General features: G+C 48.2%; 17 protein-coding genes. 13 read left to right on the top strand and 4 right to left on the bottom strand.

Annotated elements, in window-relative coordinates; all coding sequences use genetic code 11:
- The first annotated feature begins 247 nt into the window (after positions 1-247).
- From V3S16_RS08925 to V3S16_RS08865, 13 genes are all read left to right on the top strand, one after another.
- Positions 248-1,444: a glycosyltransferase family protein gene (locus V3S16_RS08925; RefSeq protein ID WP_413884334.1), complete on the top strand. Its 1,197-nt coding sequence runs from the start codon at positions 248-250 to the stop codon at positions 1,442-1,444.
- 35 nt (positions 1,445-1,479) lie between these two features.
- Entirely contained in the window at positions 1,480-2,763 is a 1,284-nt protein-coding gene (locus V3S16_RS08920) for a glycosyltransferase family 4 protein (RefSeq protein ID WP_413884333.1), read from the top strand.
- Positions 2,764-2,889: 126 nt separating this feature from the next.
- Positions 2,890-4,002: a glycosyltransferase family 4 protein gene (locus V3S16_RS08915; protein ID WP_413884332.1), complete on the top strand. Its 1,113-nt coding sequence runs from the start codon at positions 2,890-2,892 to the stop codon at positions 4,000-4,002.
- A gap of 204 nt (positions 4,003-4,206) precedes the next feature.
- Complete coding sequence (locus tag V3S16_RS08910; protein WP_413884331.1) at positions 4,207-4,830, top strand: histidine phosphatase family protein; 624 nt, start codon at positions 4,207-4,209, stop codon at positions 4,828-4,830.
- Positions 4,831-5,988: a glycosyltransferase family protein gene (locus V3S16_RS08905; RefSeq protein WP_413884330.1), complete on the top strand. Its 1,158-nt coding sequence runs from the start codon at positions 4,831-4,833 to the stop codon at positions 5,986-5,988.
- A 56-nt stretch (positions 5,989-6,044) separates the two neighbouring features.
- Entirely contained in the window at positions 6,045-6,740 is a 696-nt protein-coding gene (locus tag V3S16_RS08900) for an ABC transporter permease (protein WP_413884329.1), read from the top strand.
- 272 nt (positions 6,741-7,012) lie between these two features.
- Positions 7,013-7,765, top strand: a complete 753-nt coding sequence (locus V3S16_RS08895; protein WP_413884328.1) for an ABC transporter ATP-binding protein — start codon at positions 7,013-7,015, stop codon at positions 7,763-7,765.
- A gap of 128 nt (positions 7,766-7,893) precedes the next feature.
- A complete protein-coding gene (locus tag V3S16_RS08890; RefSeq protein ID WP_413884327.1) occupies positions 7,894-12,681 on the top strand; it encodes an FtsX-like permease family protein in 4,788 nt (1,595 codons plus the stop codon).
- Positions 12,678-14,717, top strand: a complete 2,040-nt coding sequence (locus V3S16_RS08885; protein WP_413884326.1) for a DUF6785 family protein — start codon at positions 12,678-12,680, stop codon at positions 14,715-14,717. Before V3S16_RS08890 ends, V3S16_RS08885 begins: the two co-directional genes overlap by 4 nt.
- A 396-nt stretch (positions 14,718-15,113) precedes the next feature.
- Entirely contained in the window at positions 15,114-17,075 is a 1,962-nt protein-coding gene (locus V3S16_RS08880; protein WP_413884325.1) for a peptide transporter, read from the top strand.
- Positions 17,072-17,605 carry a hypothetical protein gene (locus V3S16_RS08875; RefSeq protein ID WP_413884324.1) on the top strand — a complete coding sequence of 178 codons (534 nt, stop codon included), beginning with the start codon at positions 17,072-17,074 and terminating at the stop codon, positions 17,603-17,605. Before V3S16_RS08880 ends, V3S16_RS08875 begins: the two co-directional genes overlap by 4 nt.
- Before the next feature lie 203 nt (positions 17,606-17,808).
- Positions 17,809-18,705 (top strand): hypothetical protein, encoded by an 897-nt coding sequence (locus V3S16_RS08870; protein WP_413884323.1) that lies wholly within the window; start codon positions 17,809-17,811, stop codon positions 18,703-18,705.
- A complete protein-coding gene (locus tag V3S16_RS08865; RefSeq protein WP_413884322.1) occupies positions 18,692-19,075 on the top strand; it encodes a PqqD family protein in 384 nt (127 codons plus the stop codon). Before V3S16_RS08870 ends, V3S16_RS08865 begins: the two co-directional genes overlap by 14 nt.
- A 3-nt stretch (positions 19,076-19,078) precedes the next feature.
- Here the strand turns inward: V3S16_RS08865 and V3S16_RS08860 are convergent, their stop codons facing one another.
- Genes V3S16_RS08860 through V3S16_RS08845 form a run of 4 tightly spaced genes read right to left on the bottom strand, consistent with a single transcriptional unit; the run spans position 19,079 to position 22,949 of the window.
- The gene (locus V3S16_RS08860; protein WP_413884321.1) at positions 19,079-19,411 is read right to left on the bottom strand and encodes an STAS domain-containing protein; all 333 of its coding nucleotides are present in this window, start codon (positions 19,409-19,411) and stop codon (positions 19,079-19,081) included.
- Between the two features lie 38 nt (positions 19,412-19,449).
- Complete coding sequence (locus V3S16_RS08855) at positions 19,450-19,878, bottom strand: ATP-binding protein (protein ID WP_413884320.1); 429 nt, start codon at positions 19,876-19,878, stop codon at positions 19,450-19,452.
- A 52-nt stretch (positions 19,879-19,930) separates the two neighbouring features.
- Complete coding sequence (locus tag V3S16_RS08850; protein WP_413884319.1) at positions 19,931-20,458, bottom strand: Crp/Fnr family transcriptional regulator; 528 nt, start codon at positions 20,456-20,458, stop codon at positions 19,931-19,933.
- Positions 20,433-22,949 (bottom strand): ABC transporter ATP-binding protein/permease, encoded by a 2,517-nt coding sequence (locus V3S16_RS08845; protein ID WP_413884318.1) that lies wholly within the window; start codon positions 22,947-22,949, stop codon positions 20,433-20,435. The genes V3S16_RS08850 and V3S16_RS08845 overlap by 26 nt, the downstream gene beginning before the upstream one ends.
- Between the last annotated feature and the right edge of the window lie 385 nt (positions 22,950-23,334).

Below are 23,334 nucleotides of genomic sequence, written 5' to 3'. Positions count from 1 at the left end.
AATTCCAAACAAGGGCTAAAACTATTTTTTTTATTCTTTTGTTTGTTATTTGTTTTTTCGGTCATTGGAATTTATTTGTTATTTGTATTTTGTTATTTGGGATTTCCCCTTTTGGTCATTGTTATTTGTTTGATATTTGATATTTGTTATTTAGAATTTAATTTGCTCTATTTGAGATAGGTGCACCCTTATGGGGGTGAAACCAAAGCCTGGTCCTCTGAGCCAGGATTCTTTACTAGAAGGGCGTGTGAGCAAAAAATCGACTTATAACATACTGATGTATTCCCATGACACCTATGGTCTCGGGCACATCCGCAGGACTATGGCCATAGCTTCCCGTTTGCGCAATCCACAAACAAATATTCTGATATTGACAGGTTCTCCCATTGTAGGACGTTTCTCCTTTCCGGAGCAAATCGATTTTGTCCGTATTCCCGGAATGATCAAGAAGACCAATGAGGAATATGTTTCTCTTTCCATCAAAATCGATCCCAAACACGCGCTCAATATCCGGCAGAATATTATTACTGCCACCGCCAAAGCCTTTCAACCCGATCTTTTCATTGTCGACAAGGAGCCGCTGGGCCTGAAAAAAGAGGTTTTACCCATTCTCCAGTGGTTACGGCAAAGCCTTCCCGAAACCCGAACCATTCTGGGATTGAGAGACATCATGGACGATGCGGAGACGGTTCGTAAAGACTGGATCAAAAAAGGGGTGTATGAGGCCCTGGACAATCTTTACAGTGAGGTATGGATTTACGGAATTCGTGAATTCTATGATCCGATTCAAGAATATGCTATCCCGGAATCGGTGCAAAATAAAATATATTTTACCGGATATATTCCTCGAAAAGTTCCGGACAAGAAAGCCATACTACAGGTTAGAAAGGAGCACGGTCTAAAAAAAGGAGAAAAGCTGGTTGTCGTCACCACCGGAGGGGGGGGAGACGGATATTTTTTGATGGATACTTTCCTTTCCATGCTTGAAAAGGAATCCGGCCCACCACCCTTCAAGAGTGTTCTGATTACCGGGCCGTTCATGCCAAGGAAAAAGAGAGCAGAAATATTTACCCGCAGCAGACGTCTGGGCGTCCGAACGTATCGATTCTATAGATGGATGGAGAAAATACAGGCAGCTGCTGATCTTGTTGTGAGCATGGGAGGATACAACACGGTTTGTGAAATCCTCAGTCCGGGAACCATTTCTCTGATTATTCCCCGGGAGACTCCCCGCAAGGAACAACTTATCCGCGCCCGGATTCTTTACGACCAAAAACTTGCCGATTACATCCCGGGGCAATCCTGTTCGCCCCGGATCATGCGTGAGAAGATCTTTGCACTACTGGAGCACCCCGAAACCTATCAAAAAGCCATATCACGTTTTAAGCTGACGGGAATCGATATCATGCGCCAGCGCCTCAGGACTTTCAGAAATGAAAAATAGTTTGGACAGGATTACAGGACGAGGAGCGACAAATTTTGAACAGATCCGTAAAGCCCGTTTTAGGAATGATTTTAAAAGGCTATCCTCGCATTTCCGAAACTTTTATATCCAATGAGATACTCCTTTTGGAAAGACTCGGATTTTCCATCCATCTTTTTTCCATGCGCCGGCCGCGAGAGCGTTTCTCGCATCAAAGCGTAAAGGAAATCAGAGCGGCTGTTGACTACCTGCCCGAGACCCTACTAGTCCCCCTTCCATGGTTTCTGTATCATAATATCATGCTGGCCGGCAAAAGGCCCGACCACTATAGCCTGGCACTGCGAACGGCTCTGAAACGCTTTGTGCGCACTCGCAGATCAGCGACCATAAAGCATTTGTTGCAGGCAGGGTATCTGGTCCATCATCTTCTTCCCGGCAGTGGCGTTACGCATCTGCATGCTCATTTTGCCCATTCTCCTACTTCCGTGGCTATGTTCGCCAGCCAGTTGAGCGGGCTTCCTTACAGTTTTACCGCGCATGCCAAAGACATTTATACATCGGACCCAAGACAGATCAGGGAAAAAATTGTGCGGGCACGTTTTGTGGTAACCTGTACCGCATATAACAAACATTATCTTATGGATATTTCTTCCGGATGTGCCACTCCGATCCACCACGTATACCACGGGATAGATACAGACCTGTTCTCCGGGGATAGACAAGACAGAAAACCTTCTAAGCCATACAGAATCCTTACCATAGCCCGTATGACTTCCAAGAAAGGATTACCCACCGTTTACAGAGCGCTTCGACATTTAATAGACATGGGGATTCGCATACAGCACACATTTATCGGCGACGGGGAGGAGCGTAATCAGATTCTTGCACTGATAGGGACGCTGGGCCTGAATGATGTCACCCGTTGGCTGGGAACCCAGCCCCACCATGTGGTCTTAAAGCATTACCGCCAGGCAGATCTGTTTGTACTGGGATGTGAAGTGGCTCCGAATGGAGACCGAGACGGCATTCCCAACGTTTTATTGGAGAGTATGGCCATTGGGGTTCCTGTGGTCGCAACAAATATTTCGGCCATCCCCGAACTGGTTGAGAACGGCAAAACCGGCCTGTTGGTTCCCGCGAGCCAACCGGATAAAATGGCGCGGGCCATGGCACGGCTTTTGACCGACGGGGATCTAAGAGAGCGCGTAATTACAGCAGCAAGAAAGCTTGTGGAAACAAAATTTGATAATAAAGCCCTGACTCTCGATCTGGCCAACATACACCGGCGGGAAATTGAACTGCACAGCGAGCGCAATCCCCGCAGCTTGTTGCGGGGTTAGCGAGCGAATCAAAAAATAGACCGAATTCCTTACAGTCGCTGCGAAGCACTGCCGCACGGCAGAACATTCCCTGCAGCTTGCTTCAGGGATCTTCAAAAGTTGAGGAATTAAGAAATCAATCTAACCATGAAAATCTGCTTCTACGCGCCCTTTAAACCACTGAACCATCCTCATCCATCCGGAGATCTTGTAATCGCTACCGGTTTATTCGAATATCTTTTAAGGCAGAATCATATATGGGCGGTAAGTTCGCTCCGGTTACGATGGATTTACGGGAAGCCCTGGCTTTGGCCGCTGGTCCTGCGGGAACGGCTGCGGGTATTAAGGCAGATAAGCCGGGTTCGGCCCCATTTGTGGCTTACCTATCTTACCTATTACAAAGCTCCGGACCTTCTGGGTTCTTGGGTCAGCCAGCGAGCCAACCTGCCTTATGTTGTCTTTCAGGGGGTTTACTCCACCAAAAGGAAAAGAGATTGGAAAACCTGGCCCGGATATTTTTTGAACAAGAAGGTACTCTGTAAGGCCAGGCATGTATTCACTAACAAAAGAGTTGATTTTCTCAACCTAAAACGCTTAATACCCTTACATCGTATTACCTATGTGGCCCCCGGTATTTATCCCAAGGATTTTAGTTATGATGCAAAAGCACGGTCTGAGCTTCGTATGGCGTGGAATGCAGGGGATGAACCGCTAATCTTGTCAGCAGCTATGTTCAGGCCGGGGGTTAAAACAAAAGGGTTGAGTCTGTTGATTCGTGCCTGCGGCGAGTTGAGTCGACGGGGACGGCGCTTTCAGCTTGTGATAGCAGGTGACGGCCTCGAGAAGAAGTACCTTCAAAGGCTGGCCGCTAAACATCTTCCCCATAAAGTGCGTTTCGTTGGGAAGATATCCCGTAACGAAATGTACCGTTTTTACAGCGCCGGCGATATATTTGCTTTCCCGGGCATAAGGGAGTCACTTGGAATGGTTTTTTTGGAAGCCCAATCTTGTGGCCTTCCTGTAGTTGCCTTTGCAAATGGAGGCGTTCCTGAGGTAGTCAAGGACGGGGAGACAGGAATACTTGTACCTCCTTACGATCTTGCGCAGTTCGAACGGGCTATTGAGAGTCTTTTGTTAAAAAATGATCTCAGGCAAAAGATGGGTAGTGCGGCCAGGCTTTACGTCAGGCATGCGCATGATCTGAACAGAAATTATCGTAAAATTGAAAACGTTCTCAGTGAAATCGCAGCAGTAAGATAGTTCAGGGTTCGGGGAGTTTTCTCTTATGGTCGCTCCATGGAAAATCTTTTTTTAAACCGTGTGAACTCGCGTATAAGGGTTCGTAAAGAAAGAACAGAGGCTTTTTTCACAAAAAAAACAGGTTTTGCTGTACGATCGGCAATCGTTTGTTAGGAAACAATTGAGGCATACGTCTGTTCTTTCTAACGGATCCCTAAAGTTAGAATGATGACCGGAAATAATAAAATTACAAAATTTGGTCTTATGCGCCACGCCCAAACAGAATGGAATCAGCAAAAAAGGGTTCAAGGCCAAAACGACACACCGCTAACCGCCCGTGGCGCACATCAGGCCAAAGAATGGGGACGGCTTTTAAAGACTCAGCAATGGGACCGGATTATTGCAAGCGATGTTGGCCGTGCGCTAAAAACGGCAACCCTGATCAATATCTCACTTCAGATTCCCTTGGCACCCGATCCCCTCCTTCGAGAACAAAACTGGGGGCAGTGGACCGGCAAAACCCTGACGCAAATTGAGCAGGAAATTCCACTTGTTTTGCCAAAACAAGTATCTGAAGGGTGGGAATTTTGCCCTCCCGGTGGAGAAAATCGCTACATGGTATGGGAAAGGAGCCAAAGGGCGCTGAAAGAGGCGGCTGCAAAATGGCCGGGAGAGACGATTCTGACGGTTATCCATGAAGGGGTGATCAGATGTCTTATTTACCGTTTGTTGGACCGACAATTTCTTAAATCGGAGCCTCCTATCCTCAAGTCACAACATCTTCACTGGTTGATCCAAGATAATGAGGGACTCCGGATTAATGAAATAAATGCACTGAAGTTGAGTTAAATGAAGATTATTCACTACTGCCAGTATATCTGGGGAGTGGGCCATTTTTTCAGAAGCCTTGAAATCTGCCGGGCTTTAGCCGGGCACGATGTCCTCCTGGTTACCGGCGGCCCACAAATCAACGCATCTCTGCCCGACCATGTCCGGGAAGTCCGGCTGCCCGGAATTATGACCGACCGCAATTATACGAATCTTTCCACCACAGAAAAAAGCAAATCCTTTGATCAGGTAAAAAGGGAACGAAAAAAACGCCTTTATGATCTTTTTAATAAAGAGGCTCCTGATTTTTTTATAGTGGAATTATATCCCTTTGGCCGCAAGTTTTTTCAATATGAACTTGACCCGATATTAAAAGCGATTCGCAGCAAGTCCCTTGGGTCAACTCGCGTGGTTTGCAGTCTTAGAGATATACTGGTGAAAAAAAAGGACCCCGAGGCCTTTGAAAAGCGTGTTATTGACATACTCAACAGCTATTTTGACGCCCTGCTGGTGCATGCCGATCCTGACTTGGTTCGGATAGACGAAACTTTTTCCCGTGTTGATGATATTTTAATTCCCGTGGTCTATACAGGTTTTGTGGCTCCTAAACCGGCACCGGATGCCAGAGAAAGGCTTCGAGGTCTGCTTGGCATCGGCCAGGATGAATTTCTTGTAGTGGCAAGTGCGGGCGGAGGAAAAGTCGGCGCAACGCTTTTGGAACCTCTGGTAAGTGCATGGCGGCAAATAGATTTAGAAAATTCCCATCATCTTCATATTTTTACCGGCCCATTCATGAGTGAGGCAGAGTTCAATCATTTGCAAGAACTTGCCCATAAAGGGGTCAGGGTTCAGCGCTTTACGAATGATTTTTTAGCATATCTTAAAGCTGCCGATCTTTCTGTCAGCATGGCCGGGTATAACACCTGCATGAACATCCTGGCCACACGGATTCCTGCTCTGGTTTGGCCTTCTTCTCAGGATCGGGAACAGGGTTTTCGTGCAGAGAGACTGTCACGCCTGGGAGTACTGAAAATATTGAACGAAGGGGACCTTCACCCTTCTCGTCTAGCCGCTATAATCGGCCGAGCTCTGTCCCCAGACCCGCAGCCCCGGGTCGATATCGATTTGAACGGAGCTATAAATACGGCCAAATGGCTTGAAGCATGGGTGGAATCATAAAATTTTTCAAAGGTCTCAAAAAGTAATGAATTTGAGGCAGAAAAGATTAGTAATCTATGAAAAACAGTAGTTTTTTTGCAGAAATGAAGGGATCGGGTCGCGTGGATCGACTGGTGGTCCCCCCTTTCAAAAAATCGCTGGAAATCGCTCTTAAAAGCATCAGAGCCCGTTTTTTCCGCTCCATGCTTACGGTCCTGAGCCTTGCTTTGGCCGTTTCCTTTCTGAGTTTTGTCAATGTGAGCACCGATGTGGCCAATGGTCTGCTGGCCACGGATGATTTCTCATTGCGTCAGAAGTTGATTCGGTCCGGTTATGACATAGGGCCTGAGGACCTAAGGGTGGAGAATAGCCCCAAACAAAAATGGATTGTAATCCTGTCTCTGCTGGTTTGTGTTGTGGGAATCGTCAACGCCCAGCTCATGGCGGTAACCGAACGTTTCCGGGAAATCGGAACAATGAAATGCCTGGGCGCCCTGGACCGGTTTATTCTGAGACTTTTTCTGCTGGAGGCCGGTATACAAGGACTGGCCGGGGCCGGGGTCGGGGCCCTGACCGGCGGCCTTTTTGCGCTGATCAATGCGCTGATCAACTTCGGTACCGTCTCCATGGTATTTCTCTCATGGCCGGATGTGGTCGAATCCGTCTTTTTAGCCGCCGGTGTCGGATGCCTGTTGAGTTTGCTGGGGGTTCTGTATCCTGCAATTGTGGCTGCCAGAATGCAGCCGATGGAGGCGATGCGAGTTGAGCAATAGGTTCAGGGGTTCAGGGTTCTGGGTTCTGGGTTCAGGGTTCAGGGTTCAGCGTTCAGGGTTCAGCGTTCACTAATTACTGATAATTGGTTACTGATAACTGACAACTGATTACTGATCACTGATTTCTGGGTTCCATAGGGGTAATACAACGAGGCGACCGACCTCTGAACCTTTGAACGTTGAACCTTTGAACCCAACTTTTTGGTTAGAGATTGAGCGTTTTGTCCAAATAATCACAGCATCATCTATCATTATTTACGAGATCTGAAGATATGGAAAAATCAAGTAATATTGTTCGTGTTTCCAAAGTGACCAAAACGTTCCTATTAGGCAAGGTTGAGGTCCAGGCATTGAAAGGGGTGGATCTTGAGGTAGCGGCCGGCAAATACATTTCCATTATGGGGCCCTCCGGTTCGGGGAAAAGTACGCTCTTCAACATGATCGGCGGACTGGACAAGCCCACAGAGGGCAAAGTTTTTATCGACGAGGTCGATATCGCCCAGCTGGATGCTTATGAATTGGCCTGGCTGCGTTGCCGTAAGATCGGCTATATATTCCAGACCTTTAACATCATCCAGGTCATGACCGCCCTGGAGAATGTAACCCTGCCTATGATCTTCGCAGGGATGAACAACGACCAGGCTGTAGAAAAGGGGATGGAGCTGCTAAACCAGGTGGGACTGGGTGACCGGTTTCGCCACAAGCCTTTTGAGCTTTCCGGAGGTCAGCAGCAGCGTGTGGCTGTGGCCCGTGCCCTTGCCAATGACCCGGCAATTATCCTGGCAGATGAACCTACGGGGAATCTCGACCTGAACACCGGGGAGGAAATCATCAATCTTTTGAAGCGTCTGAGCAAAGAGAGAAACGTTACGGTTATATCCGCTACGCATGATATCAAGATGTTGAACGTTTCGGACCAGGTGGTCTGGATTCGCGACGGACAAATAGATAAAATCGAAGATCGTGAAGAACTCTCCATTTCCATAGGGCAGATTGGTGTTCGAGAAAAAGAGGGAGAAAGTTGAGACTCTTGAAAAACGCTTCCTTTTGTCCAATTCCGGCGCGCGCCCCGTGGAATGCTGAGCCTATTTTTCTGAGGCGACATGGGCTTGTCCTGGTATTTTTGTGCGCCCTTGTGATAAGTTCCCCGGTTATGGCCGCAATCCAAAAGCCGCCGTCTGATGAGTTTGCAAAAATCATTAAAACCCTGGCAAATGCGGGAGACAGAAGTACAGGTTCCCGGGGGCACAGAGAGGCCGGCCAATACATAAAAATGATGTTCTCCCGGCTGGGATACGGCCAGGTGGGGTCACATAGCTTTTCAGTCCCTGTGCGCATGCATCGGCGCAGCACGCTTTTTCTGTCGGAACGCAAAAAGGGCGTTTCCATAAGTCCCATGAGAAGTAACGCTATTTCTCCCGAGACCATATCCCCGCAGGGCATCAAAGGTCCTCTTGTCTATGTCGGTTCGGGTGAGCGGAGTAACTTTAACGGCAAAGCAATTGCCGGTGCCGTTGTTCTGATGGAGTTAGACTCCGGAAAGAACTGGCTCAATGCGGCCGCACTCGGTGCCAAGGCTTTGATCTATGTCGATCGCGGCAACCTGTCAAGGTGGTTTTTTGAAGAGAAAACCGAGCTTTCTCCGGTACAGTTTCCTCGTTTCCATATCGCTAAAGATCGGGCTCGAGACCTTTTCGGCGCCTTTGAAACCGCAGAAGAGGGCCGGGTGGCAGCTAAGATAGCACTTTTTTCCGAAATCAAGTGGGAAGCGACCTTAAGCGAAAATATCTATTACTTGATTCCCGGGATCGACCCCCGACTCTCAGAAGAATTGGTAATCGTCGAAGCCTTCTACGACAGTACAGCTATGGTTTTCGGCCGGTCACCCGGTGCCGACGAGGCTATTAGCGTGGCCACCCTTCTGGAACTGGCCCGCACCCTTAAAAGAAATCCCCCTGCCAGGTCCGTTCTTCTGGTGGCTACAGGCGGTCATGCCCAGACGCTGGCCGGTATGCGCGAACTGATCTGGAGCCTGAGAACAAAATCCAAGGAACTGGAAAAAATAAAAAAAAAATTAAAGGCTGCTGTAGAAAGAAGCCGATCATTGCTCGGTGCGCTTGAAAGTGCATCGGCATCCGATTCGGCATCCGAGATCCCGGACAGGGTATTGAAAGATGCTTTGCAGGATCGTATCAAAACAGAAGATGACAGCATCTCTCGTCGCCTCATGCATTTTCGGCTGCAACAGAAGGGAGCCTCCAATAGCGCCGTTATTAAGGAATTGGCCGGGCAGAGACTTTTGCTGCGGCGTTTTGACCGGCGGACGACCTTCAAAGACCTTGCAAAGGATGAACGTCTGCTATTGAATCGCTTGATTCCGCTGGCCAAAAAAGATCATGCCGCCGTTCTTACCGATTCGGGAAAACAGCTGAAAAACCTCAAGAGTGCCTTAAAGTTTCGCAAGCTTGTCAAGTCCAAGAGGCTTGCGGCGGTGTTATCGCTCCATCTTTCCAGCCGCGGCGACGGGTTCGGTGCCTTCAACCAGGGCTGGCTCTACCCCTTAAAGCCGAATATCAACCGGGTTGCCGCCTACGGTATGATTGATGAGGTGCTGCGTCAGGCAGCATCGAAAATCGAAAAATCGATGGGATTTGATCCCCTGTTTCAGGATACCCTGCGGCCCAGCCGGCGCGCTCCCTGGCAGAGCTATTTTCTCGATCGCCCTCCGCTGGGCGGTGAGGTGAGCGCCCTGGCAGGTTATCTGGGTTTGAGCCTGGTAACCGGTCATGATGCACGCTTTAACTGGGGCACGCCCTATGACATTCCCGCAAAAGTGAATTTTGAGTATGCTTTTAAGCAGAGCGTTCTGGTGAGCGGTCTGGTTGAATCGTTGGCGCAAGCGCCACGGTTACACGGCAAAAGTTTACCAGGAAACGGCTTTGCCACCGTAACCGGACGAGCCAAACTGCTCCGCCAGGGAGAACTCTTTGCCGATCAACCCGCTTCCGGAACGGTTATTCTCGCCTACCAGGGAAAAGGTCTTTACTATGACATGGTCGATACCCTGGGAACCTTTCGCTTAAAAGGCGTGGCCACTAAAAAATTTGTTTTGGACAAGGTCATTATCGAAGGATACAAGTTCGATCCGGTTACCGGATCTGTGTTTTGGGCCATCGATAAAAAACAGACCGGCAAGCCTGCTTATCGTCTCAAAATCCGACGGAAATCAATGGAGACGGATCTGGTTATGTTTGCCTGCAAGCAGACCACGATTTTTAACCTCCTTGAACCGCGTAGCTTTCGGTACATGACCAGAATCAGGCTCATCGACGGCCGACGGGAGACGCAGCCTTTGCGTTACTGGTACAGCAGAATGGATACCCGTTCTTCCATCATAAGTTCCATCTGTTTAGAACCGGGGACACGTCTTAAACTGACCCTTTCCGATACGATTCTGCGAAAAAAAATGGTACTTCTAAATGCCACCGAAACCAACCCGGAAGGGGTCGGATATATGGTGGATGAATGGCCCTGGTTATATCATACAGAGTTTAAAGTGGCCCGGGATATGTGGACGCTTTTAGGACCCAGAATTGCTAATCTTGAAAAACACGGGATATTTAATGAGAAAATTCGTGAGCTGCAGCAGAAGGGGACGGCCGCGTTGCAACAGGCCGAACTGGCCCTTGAGTCAAAATCTTATGACCGCTATTTCGAAGAAGCCTCAAAATCCTGGGCGCTGGCCAGCCGTGCATACAACCAGGTGGAAAAGACTCAAAAGGATGTTCTTTTCGGCGTCCTGTTTTATATCGCTCTGTTCGTCCCCTTTGCTTTCTGCGCGGAACGTTTTGTTTTTTCTTATGCCGATATTCACAAAAGAATCGTCGCATTTTGTGCCATACTGATACTTCTTATCGTTGTAATATATCGTGTTCATCCCGCTTTTGATCTGGCTTATTCCCCCATCGTCGTGATTCTGGCCTTTTTTATTATGGCCCTTTCACTGATCGTTACCCTTATCATCTTTTTACGGTTTGAAGAGGAGATGGCTCTCCTCCAGCAGCGGGCCAGACAGATGAGGGCTCCTGAGATCAGCCGCTGGAAAGCCTTTACAGCAGCCTTTTTTCTGGGAGTGAGCAATCTCCGGCGGCGGCCGATACGGACCGTGCTTACCTGTATAACTTTGATAATACTTACCTTTACCATTATGAGTTTCACCTCGGTTAAGTCCCTGCGACACCATTCGCGTCTTTTGTACAGTCGCAGCTCACCTTACCAGGGTTTTTTATTAAAGAATTTTAACTGGAAGGACCTGCCGCCCGAGGCCCTCGATATCTTGGTGAATGCTTTTGAAAAAAAGAGCAGGGTGGTGCCGCGGGTCTGGCTGGAAACTGATGACAAAACGCGTGCAACCCAGGTGCCGTTGCGATACAAAGATCGCTTATATGAGGCGCGCGGAGTTTTGGGTCTTTCTCATGAAGAAGTAAGCGTCACCGGTATTGACCGGATTCTGGTGGGCGGACGATGGTTTCAGGAAAAGGAACGCTATGCGATTCTTTTACCGCAACGGATGGCCCGGGGCCTGGGCATCGATTTCAAACAGCCCCAAGGAAGTATGGTCACTTTATGGGGTGTTCCTTTTGAAGTCGTGGGAATCTTTTCCGGCGAAAAACTTCAGAAGCGCTATGATTTGGACGGCGAGCCCCTTACCCCGGCGATTTTTCCCAGCGAAGTCTTAACGGATATAACAGAGGTTGAGATGGAAGCTATGGAATCGGGTGAAGACATCATGACATTCCAAAGCCGGTATCAGCATATTCCCGGCGACCTTACCGTGATAATGCCTCACATTACACTTCTGGCCGCCGGCGGCCACCTCAAAAGCGTGGCCGTCCATCCCGAATCCGGGACGCCCACACGGGTTACGGCCATGAATCTGGTGGATCGCTTCGGCCTCACCCTTTTCAGCGGTGAGCCGGACGGCACGTTTCTGTACCATGCCAGTGACACCATAAGTTACAGCGGCGTTCCCAATATCCTGATTCCCTTGATAATCTCCGTTTTCATCGTCTTGAACACCATGATCGGGAGTGTTTATGAAAGGAAGCGTGAAATCGGAATCTATACTTCGGTGGGGCTGGCCCCGTCTCACGTTTCCTTTCTTTTTATTGCCGAGGCCATGGCCTTGGCGGTGTTAAGCGTCGTCTTAGGCTATTTGTTGGCACAGAGTACCGCCAGCCTTTTTGGAGGAACTTCTCTCTGGGCCGGGATTACGGTCAATTATTCCTCTTTGACAGGGATAGGAGCTATGTTGCTGGTGATTCTGGTGGTACTGGTCTCGGTAATATACCCGTCAAAGGTGGCGGCCAAGATCGCTATCCCCGACGTCAAAAAATCTTGGACTCTGCCTGAACCCCGGGATAACATGCTTAAAGCCACCCTGCCTTTTTTGATGAAATTAAGGGAACTTCGGGGCATTGGGGGTTACCTTATGGCATATTTTAAGGAACACCTGGACGTATCCCATGGCCTTTTTTCTATCGGGGAAATAGAATATCCGCAACAGTGCCCCATGCTTGACAGAGCCGGCCAAATACAGCCGGATTGTACCGAGAGGGATCATTGCGAAAAGGTGTGCCTCAATTTTCGCATGGATATGTGGCTGGCCCCTTTTGATTTTGGCATCATGCAGCAGGTGGAAATAGCGTTCGTTCCTTCAGCGGAAAATCCCGGATTTCTGGAACTTAAGCTGAAGATGGTGAGAAAGGCCGGGGAGGCCAATGCCTGGCTGCGAATTAACAAGACTTTTCTCCATGACCTGCGAAGGCAGCTTCTGGCATGGCGTTCCCTGGACGAATCAGCTCTGGACCGCTATGATAAAAGTTTGGCTCCAGTTGAAAAGGTTTCAGAGTTTACGCGCGACAAGAAAGCTACGATATGATGGAAGAGACTCCCAATCACACTGCCGAAAAACTTTACAAGGGTGCTGATTCAAACAAGACCGGCCACCAAATTCGACTGCGGGCCGTTGTTCTGGGCCTGATTCTCTCTGTAGCAATCAGCGTCATTACTCCATTTAACAATGCTTATAGGGGTGCAACACCGCTTGGAGGGGGACATTTCCCTCTGGCGCCTTTTTTTATTCTTGTATGGCTGACGGTTGTATTGGCTGTAATCGGAAAGGTGTTAAAAGGCCGGACCTTGCTTTCGGGCAAAGAACTCCTGATGGCCTGGATTCAAATGGTTATCGTTTCAGGCATCGCATACACCGGCCTGGTTCGTACATTATTTATCAATCTGACGGCTCCTTTTCACTTTGCCAGCGTGGAGAATCGATGGGGAGAGGTTCTATTGCCTCTGCTGCCCAAGAGTTTGTATCCTCAAAGCCCCGGCGCCATCGAAGGCCTTTACAACGGTCTGGCGGGGGGACGAAGGATGGGATGGTGGGAGGTGCTTCAACAGATCCCCTGGAATGCCTGGCTTCAGCCCCTTCTTATTTGGGGTGGATTTATTCTCCTTTGTTATTTTGTGATGATCTGCCTGATAAACCTTTTGAGCAAACAGGCGCTTGAAAATGAAAGGATGCATTTCCCGCTGCTGCGTGTGCCCCAGATGCTGGAAGAGGCCCTGGATAAAAACGAGGTGGGCCGTTTTTTTACCAATCGATTTCTGCTGGCCGGTCTTTTGATTCCGGTAGGACTCCATCTGGTAAACGGTCTGCATTTCTATTTTCCGGCGGTTCCCCAGATACCCACGCTGATTCTTGCCGGCCCTTATTTCCCCAAATACGGCCTGTTTTCCGGTTTCCACAAGCTCAAAATTTTTATCTATCCGGCCTTTATCGGTTTCGCATTTCTTACTACCAAACAGATCTCCTTTTCGTTCTGGCTCTTTTTCATTATAGGGGGGCTGCTGACCGGTTTGTTGAGCATTTTGGGCTATAACATCCCGGCCGCCACCCTGGGCGTTACATTCGGTCCCACTTTATCCCGGCCCGAAGAGACCCAGATGATCGGTGCTTATGGGGTTTTCTTTCTTTTTCTCCTCTGGTTGGCCCGCCATCATATTAAAAATGTGTTGCGTAATGCCTTGGCCTTTAGAAAAGGAGCCGATTCAGGCGAGGAATGGTTTTCTACCACCGGGTCTTTCTGGGGTTTTGTGGCAGGATCGCTGGCAATCATGCTGTGGTGCCGTTACTATGGTATGCCCTTTGTGGTCTCTTTTTTACTTATCGGCGCCTGTTTCATGGTCATGCTCGTGGCTACCCGCGTCATTTGCCAGGGCGGCATCGCCTACTTTACCCTGACGGCGGCACCCATTGACGGTCTTCTTTTTATTTTCGGGCCCGGATTTTTCACAAATATCGGACTTCTTATTGCCGGGGTGGTCCAAAAGGTTCTATTTGTGGACCTGAGGGAATCCCTCATGCCGTCGCTGCTTCATGCCCGTAAAGTTACAGAGAATATAACCAACAGGAGGATAGTAATAGGCGGTATCATCATTACGCTGATTGCGGGTGTGGTAGTCTCTTTTCTGGCCACGTTGGCGCTTTATTACAAATTCGGCCTGCGGGAATTGCAGGTTGATTGGGCAACCCGTACCACTGTAGCGGTTTATAGTAAAATTTACACCCTGATCGAATCGCCGGTAGAAGCCGGCCGCTGGGTGCAGATCTTTGCTGTTGCCGGGGCGTTTGTTATGCTGATTTTGGCTATTTGTTATCATCGCATTTATTGGTGGCCCCTTCATCCTATCGGTTATCTGACAGCTTATAGTTCGGCCATGCGGATTCTCTGGTTCAGCTTCTTTATGGGATGGCTGTGTAACGCGCTTTGTATGCGATACGGGGGCGTGCTTCTTTTTAAAAAATTCCGTAACTTTTTTGTCGGGCTGGTAATCGGGGATTTTCTGATGGGGGGCGCTTGGGCTCTTGTGGGACTGTTTTTGGATGCAAGTTATCAGGTGTTGCCTACATAAGATCTTAGTAACCGTTCACAGGTTCAGGGGTTCAGAGGTTCAGAGGTTCGGGGGTCATAAGTGCAATGTTTTTTGCCCCGGATGGACTGTGGAAGGTTTACTGAAAAAGATGAACATCGAACGTCCAACATCGAATGATGAATAAAAAAAACGAGTGAAATTAAATTGCAGAGCGTAGCGACATCATTATTCGATGTTCAACGTTGGATGTTCGATGTTCGATGCTCAGTCTGTTCGGGGTTCAGAGGTTCAGAGGTGCAAAGGTTCAGGGTTAACTTAGAACGCAGAACCCAGAACGCAGAACACAGAACCCTGAACGCAGAACCCTGAACGCAGAACGGGGACCGCTGAACCTGTGAACGCCTACAGATCTTCCAAAGTTGAAATACAAATATCATGTACGATGACAAAGAACTCAAAGAATACAGGGACCTCTTAAAGGTTCCTGATCATTTCGAAGAAGGGTTTGACTGGAAGTCTATCGTGGGGGCGGTATTCATCGGCTTTCTCATGATGCCGGGCAGCATGTATCTCCAGTTGGTCATCGGTACCGGGATCGGTCCGGCGGCACGCTGGGTCACGATAATCCTTTTTGCCGAAATTGCCAAGCGATCTTACACCGAACTCAAGCAGCAGGAAATTTTCCTGCTGTATTATATGGCAGGGGCGGCTCTGGCTTCACCGTTTCAGGGGCTTTTGTGGAACCAGTATCTCGTGCAGTCCGATGCCGCCCGCATGTTGGGGTTGACCGAGTTCATCCCTGCATGGGTGGCGCCTGCGCCGGAGTCCATGTCCCTGGTAGAAAGGACCTTTTTTCATCGTGACTGGATGATTCCCATACTTTTGCTGGTCGGTGCACAGGTCATCCAGCGCATTGACCATTTTGGCCTGGGCTATGCGCTCTACCGCATCACTTCCGATGTAGAGAAGCTCCCCTTCCCCATGGCCCCTGTGGGGGCCTTAGGGACCATGGCATTGGCTGAATCCACCGAAGAAAAAAAGAAAAGCTGGAAATGGCGCATTTTTTCCATCGGCGGTGTTATCGGGCTTGCCTTTGGTGGAATCTATGTACTTTTACCGACCGTTTCAGGCCTCTTTTTGGCCGAGCCGATAAGGCTGATCCCGATCCCATGGGTCGAATTGACCCGGCACACCGAGGGTATGCTTCCGGCTGTGGCCACCGGTATTCAACTCGATATCGGTCTGATCTTTATAGGAATGGTTCTGCCCTTCTGGGCCGTGATCGGGGGGCTCGTGGGACTGATTATTACGGTGGTGGCCAACCCTATTCTCTACCAGCAGGGGATCCTGCACCGCTGGCATCTGGGGATGGGGACCGTGGAAACGGTTTTTGCCAACAACTTTGATTTTTATATGAGTTTCGGCATCGGTCTTGGACTGGCGATTGCCGGTTTCGGCATCTGGTCCGTGTTGCGTTCTTTCGGAAAAAACGCTGCCGGCCGTCGGGGGAGTCTGAAGGATCTGTTTCACCCTCCACCCGGCCGGGGAGATTTCAATTTCTGGATCTCCATCGGGATTTATGTTTTTTCAACCCTGGCTTATGTGGGCCTTTGTGTCTGGTTGGTACCCAACTTTCCGTGGATATTTTTTCTCGGTTACGGTTTTATTTACACACCGGTGATATCATACATAACCGCCCGCATGGAGGGCATCGCCGGCCAGTTTGTCAGCCTCCCATTTGTCCGTGAAGCCAGCTTCATCGCCGGCGCAAAATACTTCGGTTATCATGGGATCGAGATCTGGTATGCGCCCATTCCGATTCACAATTACGGTGAAGCCACCGTCAATTTTCGTCAGATTGAGTTGACCGGAACCAGCATCCGTGGAATCATTAAAGCCGAAATCGTGGTCTTTCCGGTGGTGATGGTGTCGAGTTTACTCTTTTCTCAGTTTATCTGGCGCCTGGCCCCCATACCCTCCAGCAGCTATCCTTACGCCCAGGAATTGTGGCATCTTCAGGCGCTGAATACGCTGCTGATGCAGACCTCCACTCTGGAGGGAAATTCTCTCTTTTATCAAGCCTTAAAAGGGAGTTATGTCCTGTCCGGTCTGAGTTTCGGCCTTGTTATTTATGCTCTTTTGAGCCTCTTCGGCCTTCCAATACTTTTGATCTATGGCGTCGTTCGGGGACTTGGCCAGAGCACCCCTCACGGCCTGATACTGGAGGTGGTTGGGGCGCTTCTGGGACGCTTTTTCTTTTTAAAACGTTATGGTGCCATGTGGCGCCAATACGCTCCGGTTCTGCTGGCCGGTTTTTCCTGCGGTATGGGACTGACCGGAATGTTTGCCATGGGATTTGCTCTCATCCTGAAATCATTGGGACACTTGGCATATTGATATCCAAGGGCAGCAATATTACCGAATACGATGAAACCTTAAAAATGGAGACCGCTTTGTCAATCCGTTATATGGAGTATATTCAAGAGGTGGAAATCAAGAAGATGAAAGGTTTTAAGAGCGGTCTCATCGGTTATGGTGTTTGTGCCGGACCGGGTCAAATCGTGAGGATCAAGCTAAAATATGCCGATTCAACCAAAAAGTTTTTCGAACAACTCCTGAAACATTTCAAAACCCGGTTTGGGGAGCCTGACGAATGGCGGGGGGATCCTTTTCATGTGGTCATTGCATGGAAATGGTCCTTTGTCGACAAACAAAACAACCGGATTAGTATGACTCTCCAGCACAACACCATGGATGCTGAGGAAAAAATAGGTAATGCCGTTAAGCTTACCATGAAGAACCTGATGGAAAAGGAACGTTTATGCTTTAAAAAAGAGCGCCCCGAATTCCAAACGATGCGCGCAGAAGGGCATCAAAAAAAGGATAAAACAGATGCAGTTGACTGGGACCGGTTTATTCCCCGCTAGTATGATCATATAAAAGTTGGTAACCGTTCAGGGGTTCAGAGGTTCAGAGGTTCAGGGCTCATGGGTTCAGGGTTGAGAGGTTCAGAGTTCAGAGGTTCAGGATTCAGGGTTCAGGGGTTCAGAGGTTCAGGGTTCAGGGGTTCAGGGTTCAGAGTTAACCCAGAACGCAGAACCCAGAACATGTGAACGCCTGCAAAGGTTCTATGGAGTATGTTGACAAGATGCCCCGGAAGGAAGTCGCTTGGAACGGAATTAAATTTCAGGCCCCGGTTAGCTGGGAAGTTGCAAAGATAGGGACTTGTTACCTGCTGCTCGAAGAAGAGTCCCAACCGGTTCTGGAGGTCAAATGGGGCCGAGTCCGGGGAACCTTTTCCCACAAAACCCACCTGCGTCGCCTCACCGCCCTCCACGGAAAATTGCCCGGAAAGACCGTCAGAGAATGCTCGCTTCCTTCCGGCTGGCAAAAGGCACTTGAAAGCTTCGAGGTTGCCGGCTTTTCATGGCATGGAAAATCTCTGGGCGGCTTAGGGGTGATTCTCTATTGCCCCCTATGTAAAAACGCCACCCTGCTTCAGTTTTATTACAGGGACTCCGGCAAATCAAAAAATATTTACTTGTCTGTCCTGGAGTCCTTTCAGGATCACGGACAGGATGATCAGACGGTTTGGTCTATCTTTGACATCAGAGCCGTTGTTCCTGATAAACTGAAGATGATAAGATATCGCCTGGAACCCGGTCAGTTTGAGCTTGTATTTAAATCAAAGCATAAAAAAGTTACCCTCTTTAGGTGGAGTCCGGCCGCTATTCTTCTCCGCAACCGGGATCTTGTCGAGTTTTCCAAAAATATGGCATCTTCTCTGCGAGATAACCCGCAATTCGTGATCGAGGCGGACGGAAAGGCTGTGGAATGGGAAGTATCTCCATCTATTTCCGGATGGCTGCGTCTATTTAATCGCATGCAGGGCAAGCATCCCTTTAAGAGGCTTCGAGTATGGCACCTGGAAGAAAAAAACCGCATCCTGGGGGTTAAAGCAGAAGGTAAAGAGCCGCTGGATGCCCCTTTTTTTGACAGGATCTGCGACACTTATGAGATTCTTTAAAAAAAAGAGCAAGGGCCGGGAATTAACACGGGCAGAAGCCCTTAAATCCGTGCCGATAAAAAGTGCCCAAGTGGATGAAGCACGCCTGGATAATGGGGAAGTACTTTTGACCTATCCGGTTAAAATAAAGCCGTGGTTCGCCAGACTTGTCCGGACTCCGGGAGGACCGTCTGAAAGAATTCTGACGAAGAAACTTCAGTTAGATCCTCTGGGGACTGCGGTTTGGGACCGAATAGACGGCAGGCGTTCGGTACAGCGTGTGATCCAGGGGTTTGCCGGTGAACACAATCTGCACCGCAAGGAAGCTGAAGTTGCTGTGACTCAGTTTTTGAGGGATCTGGGGAAACGCGACCTTATCGGCCTCAAATAATGGTTAAAACTTTTTTAAAGCATCATCCATTCCCGCAGCAATGGGAAGAAACGAATCAAATCCTGCGATCTCAAAGACCTCCTTCACATAATCCTGCATGGCACAAAGTATCATCATACCTTCAGCGCGTTTAAGAGCCTTGGTTGCCTTCAGGATTACGCGTAAACCTGCGCTCGATATATAATCAAGATCCTCACAATCCACAATCATATTTATCGCTCCGTTTTCGATGGCTTCAAAGATCTTTCCTTCTAACTCCGGTGCAGTATTAGAATCAAGGCGACCGTTGAGCTTGAAAATGTAAATCCCGTTCTGTTCTTTTTCTACAATTTCCATTTATTATCCTCCATAAGGGAAGGCTCACATTAACATGGTTAGGTCTCTGATATAACCTTTTTAAGGGTCAAAATGTTTTTGTTTCCACGCCTTTCATAAACAACATCTTTGGTAAAATGCTTTGCAAGGTGAACACCGAGACCGCCGACACAGCGCTCCTCGAGAGGACTGTCAAGATCAGGGCTTTCGACCTCCTCCAGAGGATTAAAAGGAGTCCCGTCATCCTCGATACGCATGATAAGGGTTCCATGCTCAAATGAAATCGTTATCTCGATCCAATGTTCGGTATCGTCCGTATATCCGTGAGATATGATATTGGTGAAGAGTTCCTCGGAGACAAGATCGATTTCACATTTACATCTTTTGGACAGCCCAAGCTGAACACAGAAATTCTCCAGGTTTTGGAGCAGCGTGTCCAATTCGGACAAATTATTTTTGAGCTTGAATGATATTTTGTCTTCCGCCATGGCGGGTTGCGACCTTTTCACTTTTCGAATTCATTAAAGTTGAGCTTCAACATCATACCAGACTGACACCGATTTTGTACAGGCAAGTTTCGCAACATTTATCGGGGTCAGATAAAAAGTGTTTTTCCCAGATCCATAAGCTTTCAATCAGGGATTTTAAAACTTTGGGCATTTGCTCAGGAAACTGTTCCATGACCTTGGTAAATTTGTCGCGGGTCAAAATAATACAGGTCGTGTCCGTTAAAGCTTTGAGGGAGAACAGTCGATGCAAGGGTCCCATAAGGGCCAGGCCTCCCAGAAAATCTCCTTTTTCAAAATTGCGAATATCCATTTCGCCGGAATCATGGCGGTGTACGAGCTTTGCTTTGCCGGAAACAAAATAAAACGCCCGGCCGTCGTCATCGTCCTGAGAGAAAAGATAATCATCCTGTTTAAACGTTTCTCGGGTACATAAATATGCCAAGACCTTAAGCGCTTCGAGGGAAAGTCCTGAAAAAAAGCGGGTTTCCCGCAAGATCCTGAGATTATCGTCGAACTCACAAGATTGACACGCTTCATTTTTTTCCGTGTACGAGTTCATGTAACATTCCTTTCCTGTCAATTAGTTCGTCGTAGGTTCCCATTTCCGCGATTTGTCCGGCTTTCATTACCGCAATCTTGTCAAAGTTTTTTATAATATCAAGGCGGTGAACGACAGCAATCAATGTGTTTCTGCCCTTCCAACGCAAGTCCAGCAGATTTTGTATGCGTGCCTGGGACTTGTTATCGAGCGCTGAAGTTGCTTCATCCATAATCATTATCTTAGGTGATTTGAGAAAAGCCCGTGCTATAGCCAGTTTCTGACGCTGCCCTCCGGAAAGTTTGCCCCCCCTGGTACCGACCTGAAAGTGCATGCCGATTTCAACAATTGTCTCCAGCAGATCCTCTGCAATAAGAAGCTGAATAATACTCTGATTAATCTTTTCCTGGATCTGGGGGTTAGTGGTTTTTGTTTTTCCGAAAAAGATATTGTTCAAGATGGTTTCAGAAAATATGTAATGCGATATATCATAAAAAGAAACGGCGTCCGGATAGTCAATGGAAATATTCTCTTTGAACAGAGCGCGTCCTTCTAAGATAAGCTGTTCAAGCATCGGTGGCAGGCCGACCATCTTATGTTTGCCCGGTGTGAAACGCAGGGCCTGTTTCAAAAGCTTTTTGCGGTCATCGTCTGAAAGTTGATGCAGTTTGTTTTTTTTCAGGCGTTCCACCAGTTCCTTATACGCATTCAATTCATCAGGGGCAATGGGGCTCTGTTCGAAAAATATTTCATCAGGCGGAAGATTCCCCAAAATATCAACCGTTTGTTTGGACAATTCGGCCCCTAATCCTAAAAGCGGTCTCGTAAGATCAGCCTCTTTTAAGAAATCTAAAAAATACTTATTTTCAGGGAGATTATGGTCGGCGAACGACTCGAGGTTGGGGGCACCGAAAGTCAGATTCTCAACAACACTGGAGTGGTAAAGGTATTTGTCTTCGTTAAAAAATTCCACATAATCCGCCAGCTCTGCTCCGAAATCGCGCTGAAAATTGTCACGCATACGAATAATCATGGCGATGAGGTCTCCGTGTTGGTCGTGCATGAGAACCGTATTCAGGCCGAATCGCAGAACATCCACAAAGATACCGGCCTGCTGGAGAACCTCGATCATATCGTCAAGCGTCGGCAGGGCGTCTTTTTCGTCGGTCCCGGCCCCGTTAATTTTAGCCAGACAGGAATAGAGTAGATTGTCTTTTAGGGTACCATCGAAAATGAAAGGCGATTGAGAAACAAAGCCCAGATTGTAAACCAGGTCCTTTTTGGAAAGCTCGGAGACTTCCTTTGAGCCCAGGAGAAGGTTTCCTTCGGTATAATTATAGAGCTGGCCGATGCACAGGGCCAGGGTGCTTTTGCCGCTGCCGGAAAAGCCAACCAGCGCCAAATGTTCCCCGGGATTTAATGAGAGGTTGATATCATCTAATAATTTGATACCGTCATCTGTAACGTACGAAACGTGTTTAATCTCAAGACTGCCGTCTAACTCATAAGGCTCACGTCCCACGGGCTCAAGGGCGTACTCGGATATAGTATCGAAATATTGCATGGTACGTTTGTAGCTTACGGAGCCGTCTTGATAAACCTGATAAAATTCTATCAATTCTTTCCAGGGATTATACAGCTTTTCCTGAGCAGATAAAAACGCAACCAGTGCGCCCAGTTCCAGGCGGCCTTTTATGGCCAGATAACCGCCCAGAATAAATACTAAAAATGGCCCCAGGCTGGTAAAGAAATTGTTGGCTGTTTTGATGCCGAATCTGTAGAGTTGCCATACCAGCCTGATTTTATATAATTTATCTACTAAACCGTTGAATCTGCGAGTCTCGATGCCGTAGGCACCGTTGCCCTGAATTTCATGGATGCCGGTGATCGATTCTGCGATCCGGCTTGACAGTTCGCGTGAAGTGTCCACCCTTTTTCTGTTAAGCCTGTTTACACGCTTCTGGAGCAGGGGTACCAAAAAAAGGACCAGCGGATAGATGGAGAGTGAAACAGCGGCTAAAAATGAGTTCAGCCAGAAAAGATAAGCGGCAAAAGCAAGCAGTGTCAAAACGTTGGTTAAGGGAACTGCAACGGCCATGCCCACAAAATTTCCGGGTATAGCCAGTTCGGAGACAAGCGCATTGACAACCGTTCCCGGTTGAGTCCTTCGGAAAAAGGTTAAGGGAAGTGTCAGAATATGGTGGTACAATTCTTTTCGCATTCCGGCCGTAGCCCTCTGACTGATGAGGGTCTGGATAATGTTGATGAGGTATTTGAGTCCGCTGGCAGCAACTACGGCGGCCAGATACACACCGCAATACAACAGCAGCAGGTCGATTTTTCTTAATTTAATCGCCTCATTGACTATTCTTTTCTGCATTTCCAGCGGAAGAACCCGGGCAAAAACCGTAAATATGATAATAAAGACCAGCAGTATCTGGAGTTTAATATTATCCGCAAATACCCATGAAAATAGCGACCGTTTAACAATCGGTGTGTTTGCTTTATCCATAATATTACTCCTTGAGACCTTTGATGCTTTCTATGATAACGGTGTGATATGGAATGACATTGATTGAAAAAAATGTTAGGCGTTATGCAAAATGCGACCAACATTAAAAATACTCTTAGCAACTAATATTATTTATATTTATACTTTTTTCAATCATAATTTTCGTTATGTTATGCTCAGTAAATGATTAAAAGGGATCACCGCGTTGACACATAACTGCGCTGTGGCTATATATAAAGAAACCTTAACATTTTAATTTTATGCTAAATGACCTCCATACCCTAACCTCCGACATCGAGACCGGTACCCTTTCAGAAGCTGAGGTTTACCGGAGGGAAAGCCGCCGGCTGATTCCTAAGGACGGGCGGGTTGTGCCGGGTGAGCT

Source organism: Candidatus Desulfatibia sp., from assembly GCF_036446775.1.
GTDB lineage: Bacteria > Desulfobacterota > Desulfobacteria > Desulfobacterales > UBA11574 > Desulfatibia_A.
The sequence above is the reverse complement of the archived record's forward strand: the minus strand, read 5'-3'. Positions and strand labels throughout refer to the sequence as shown.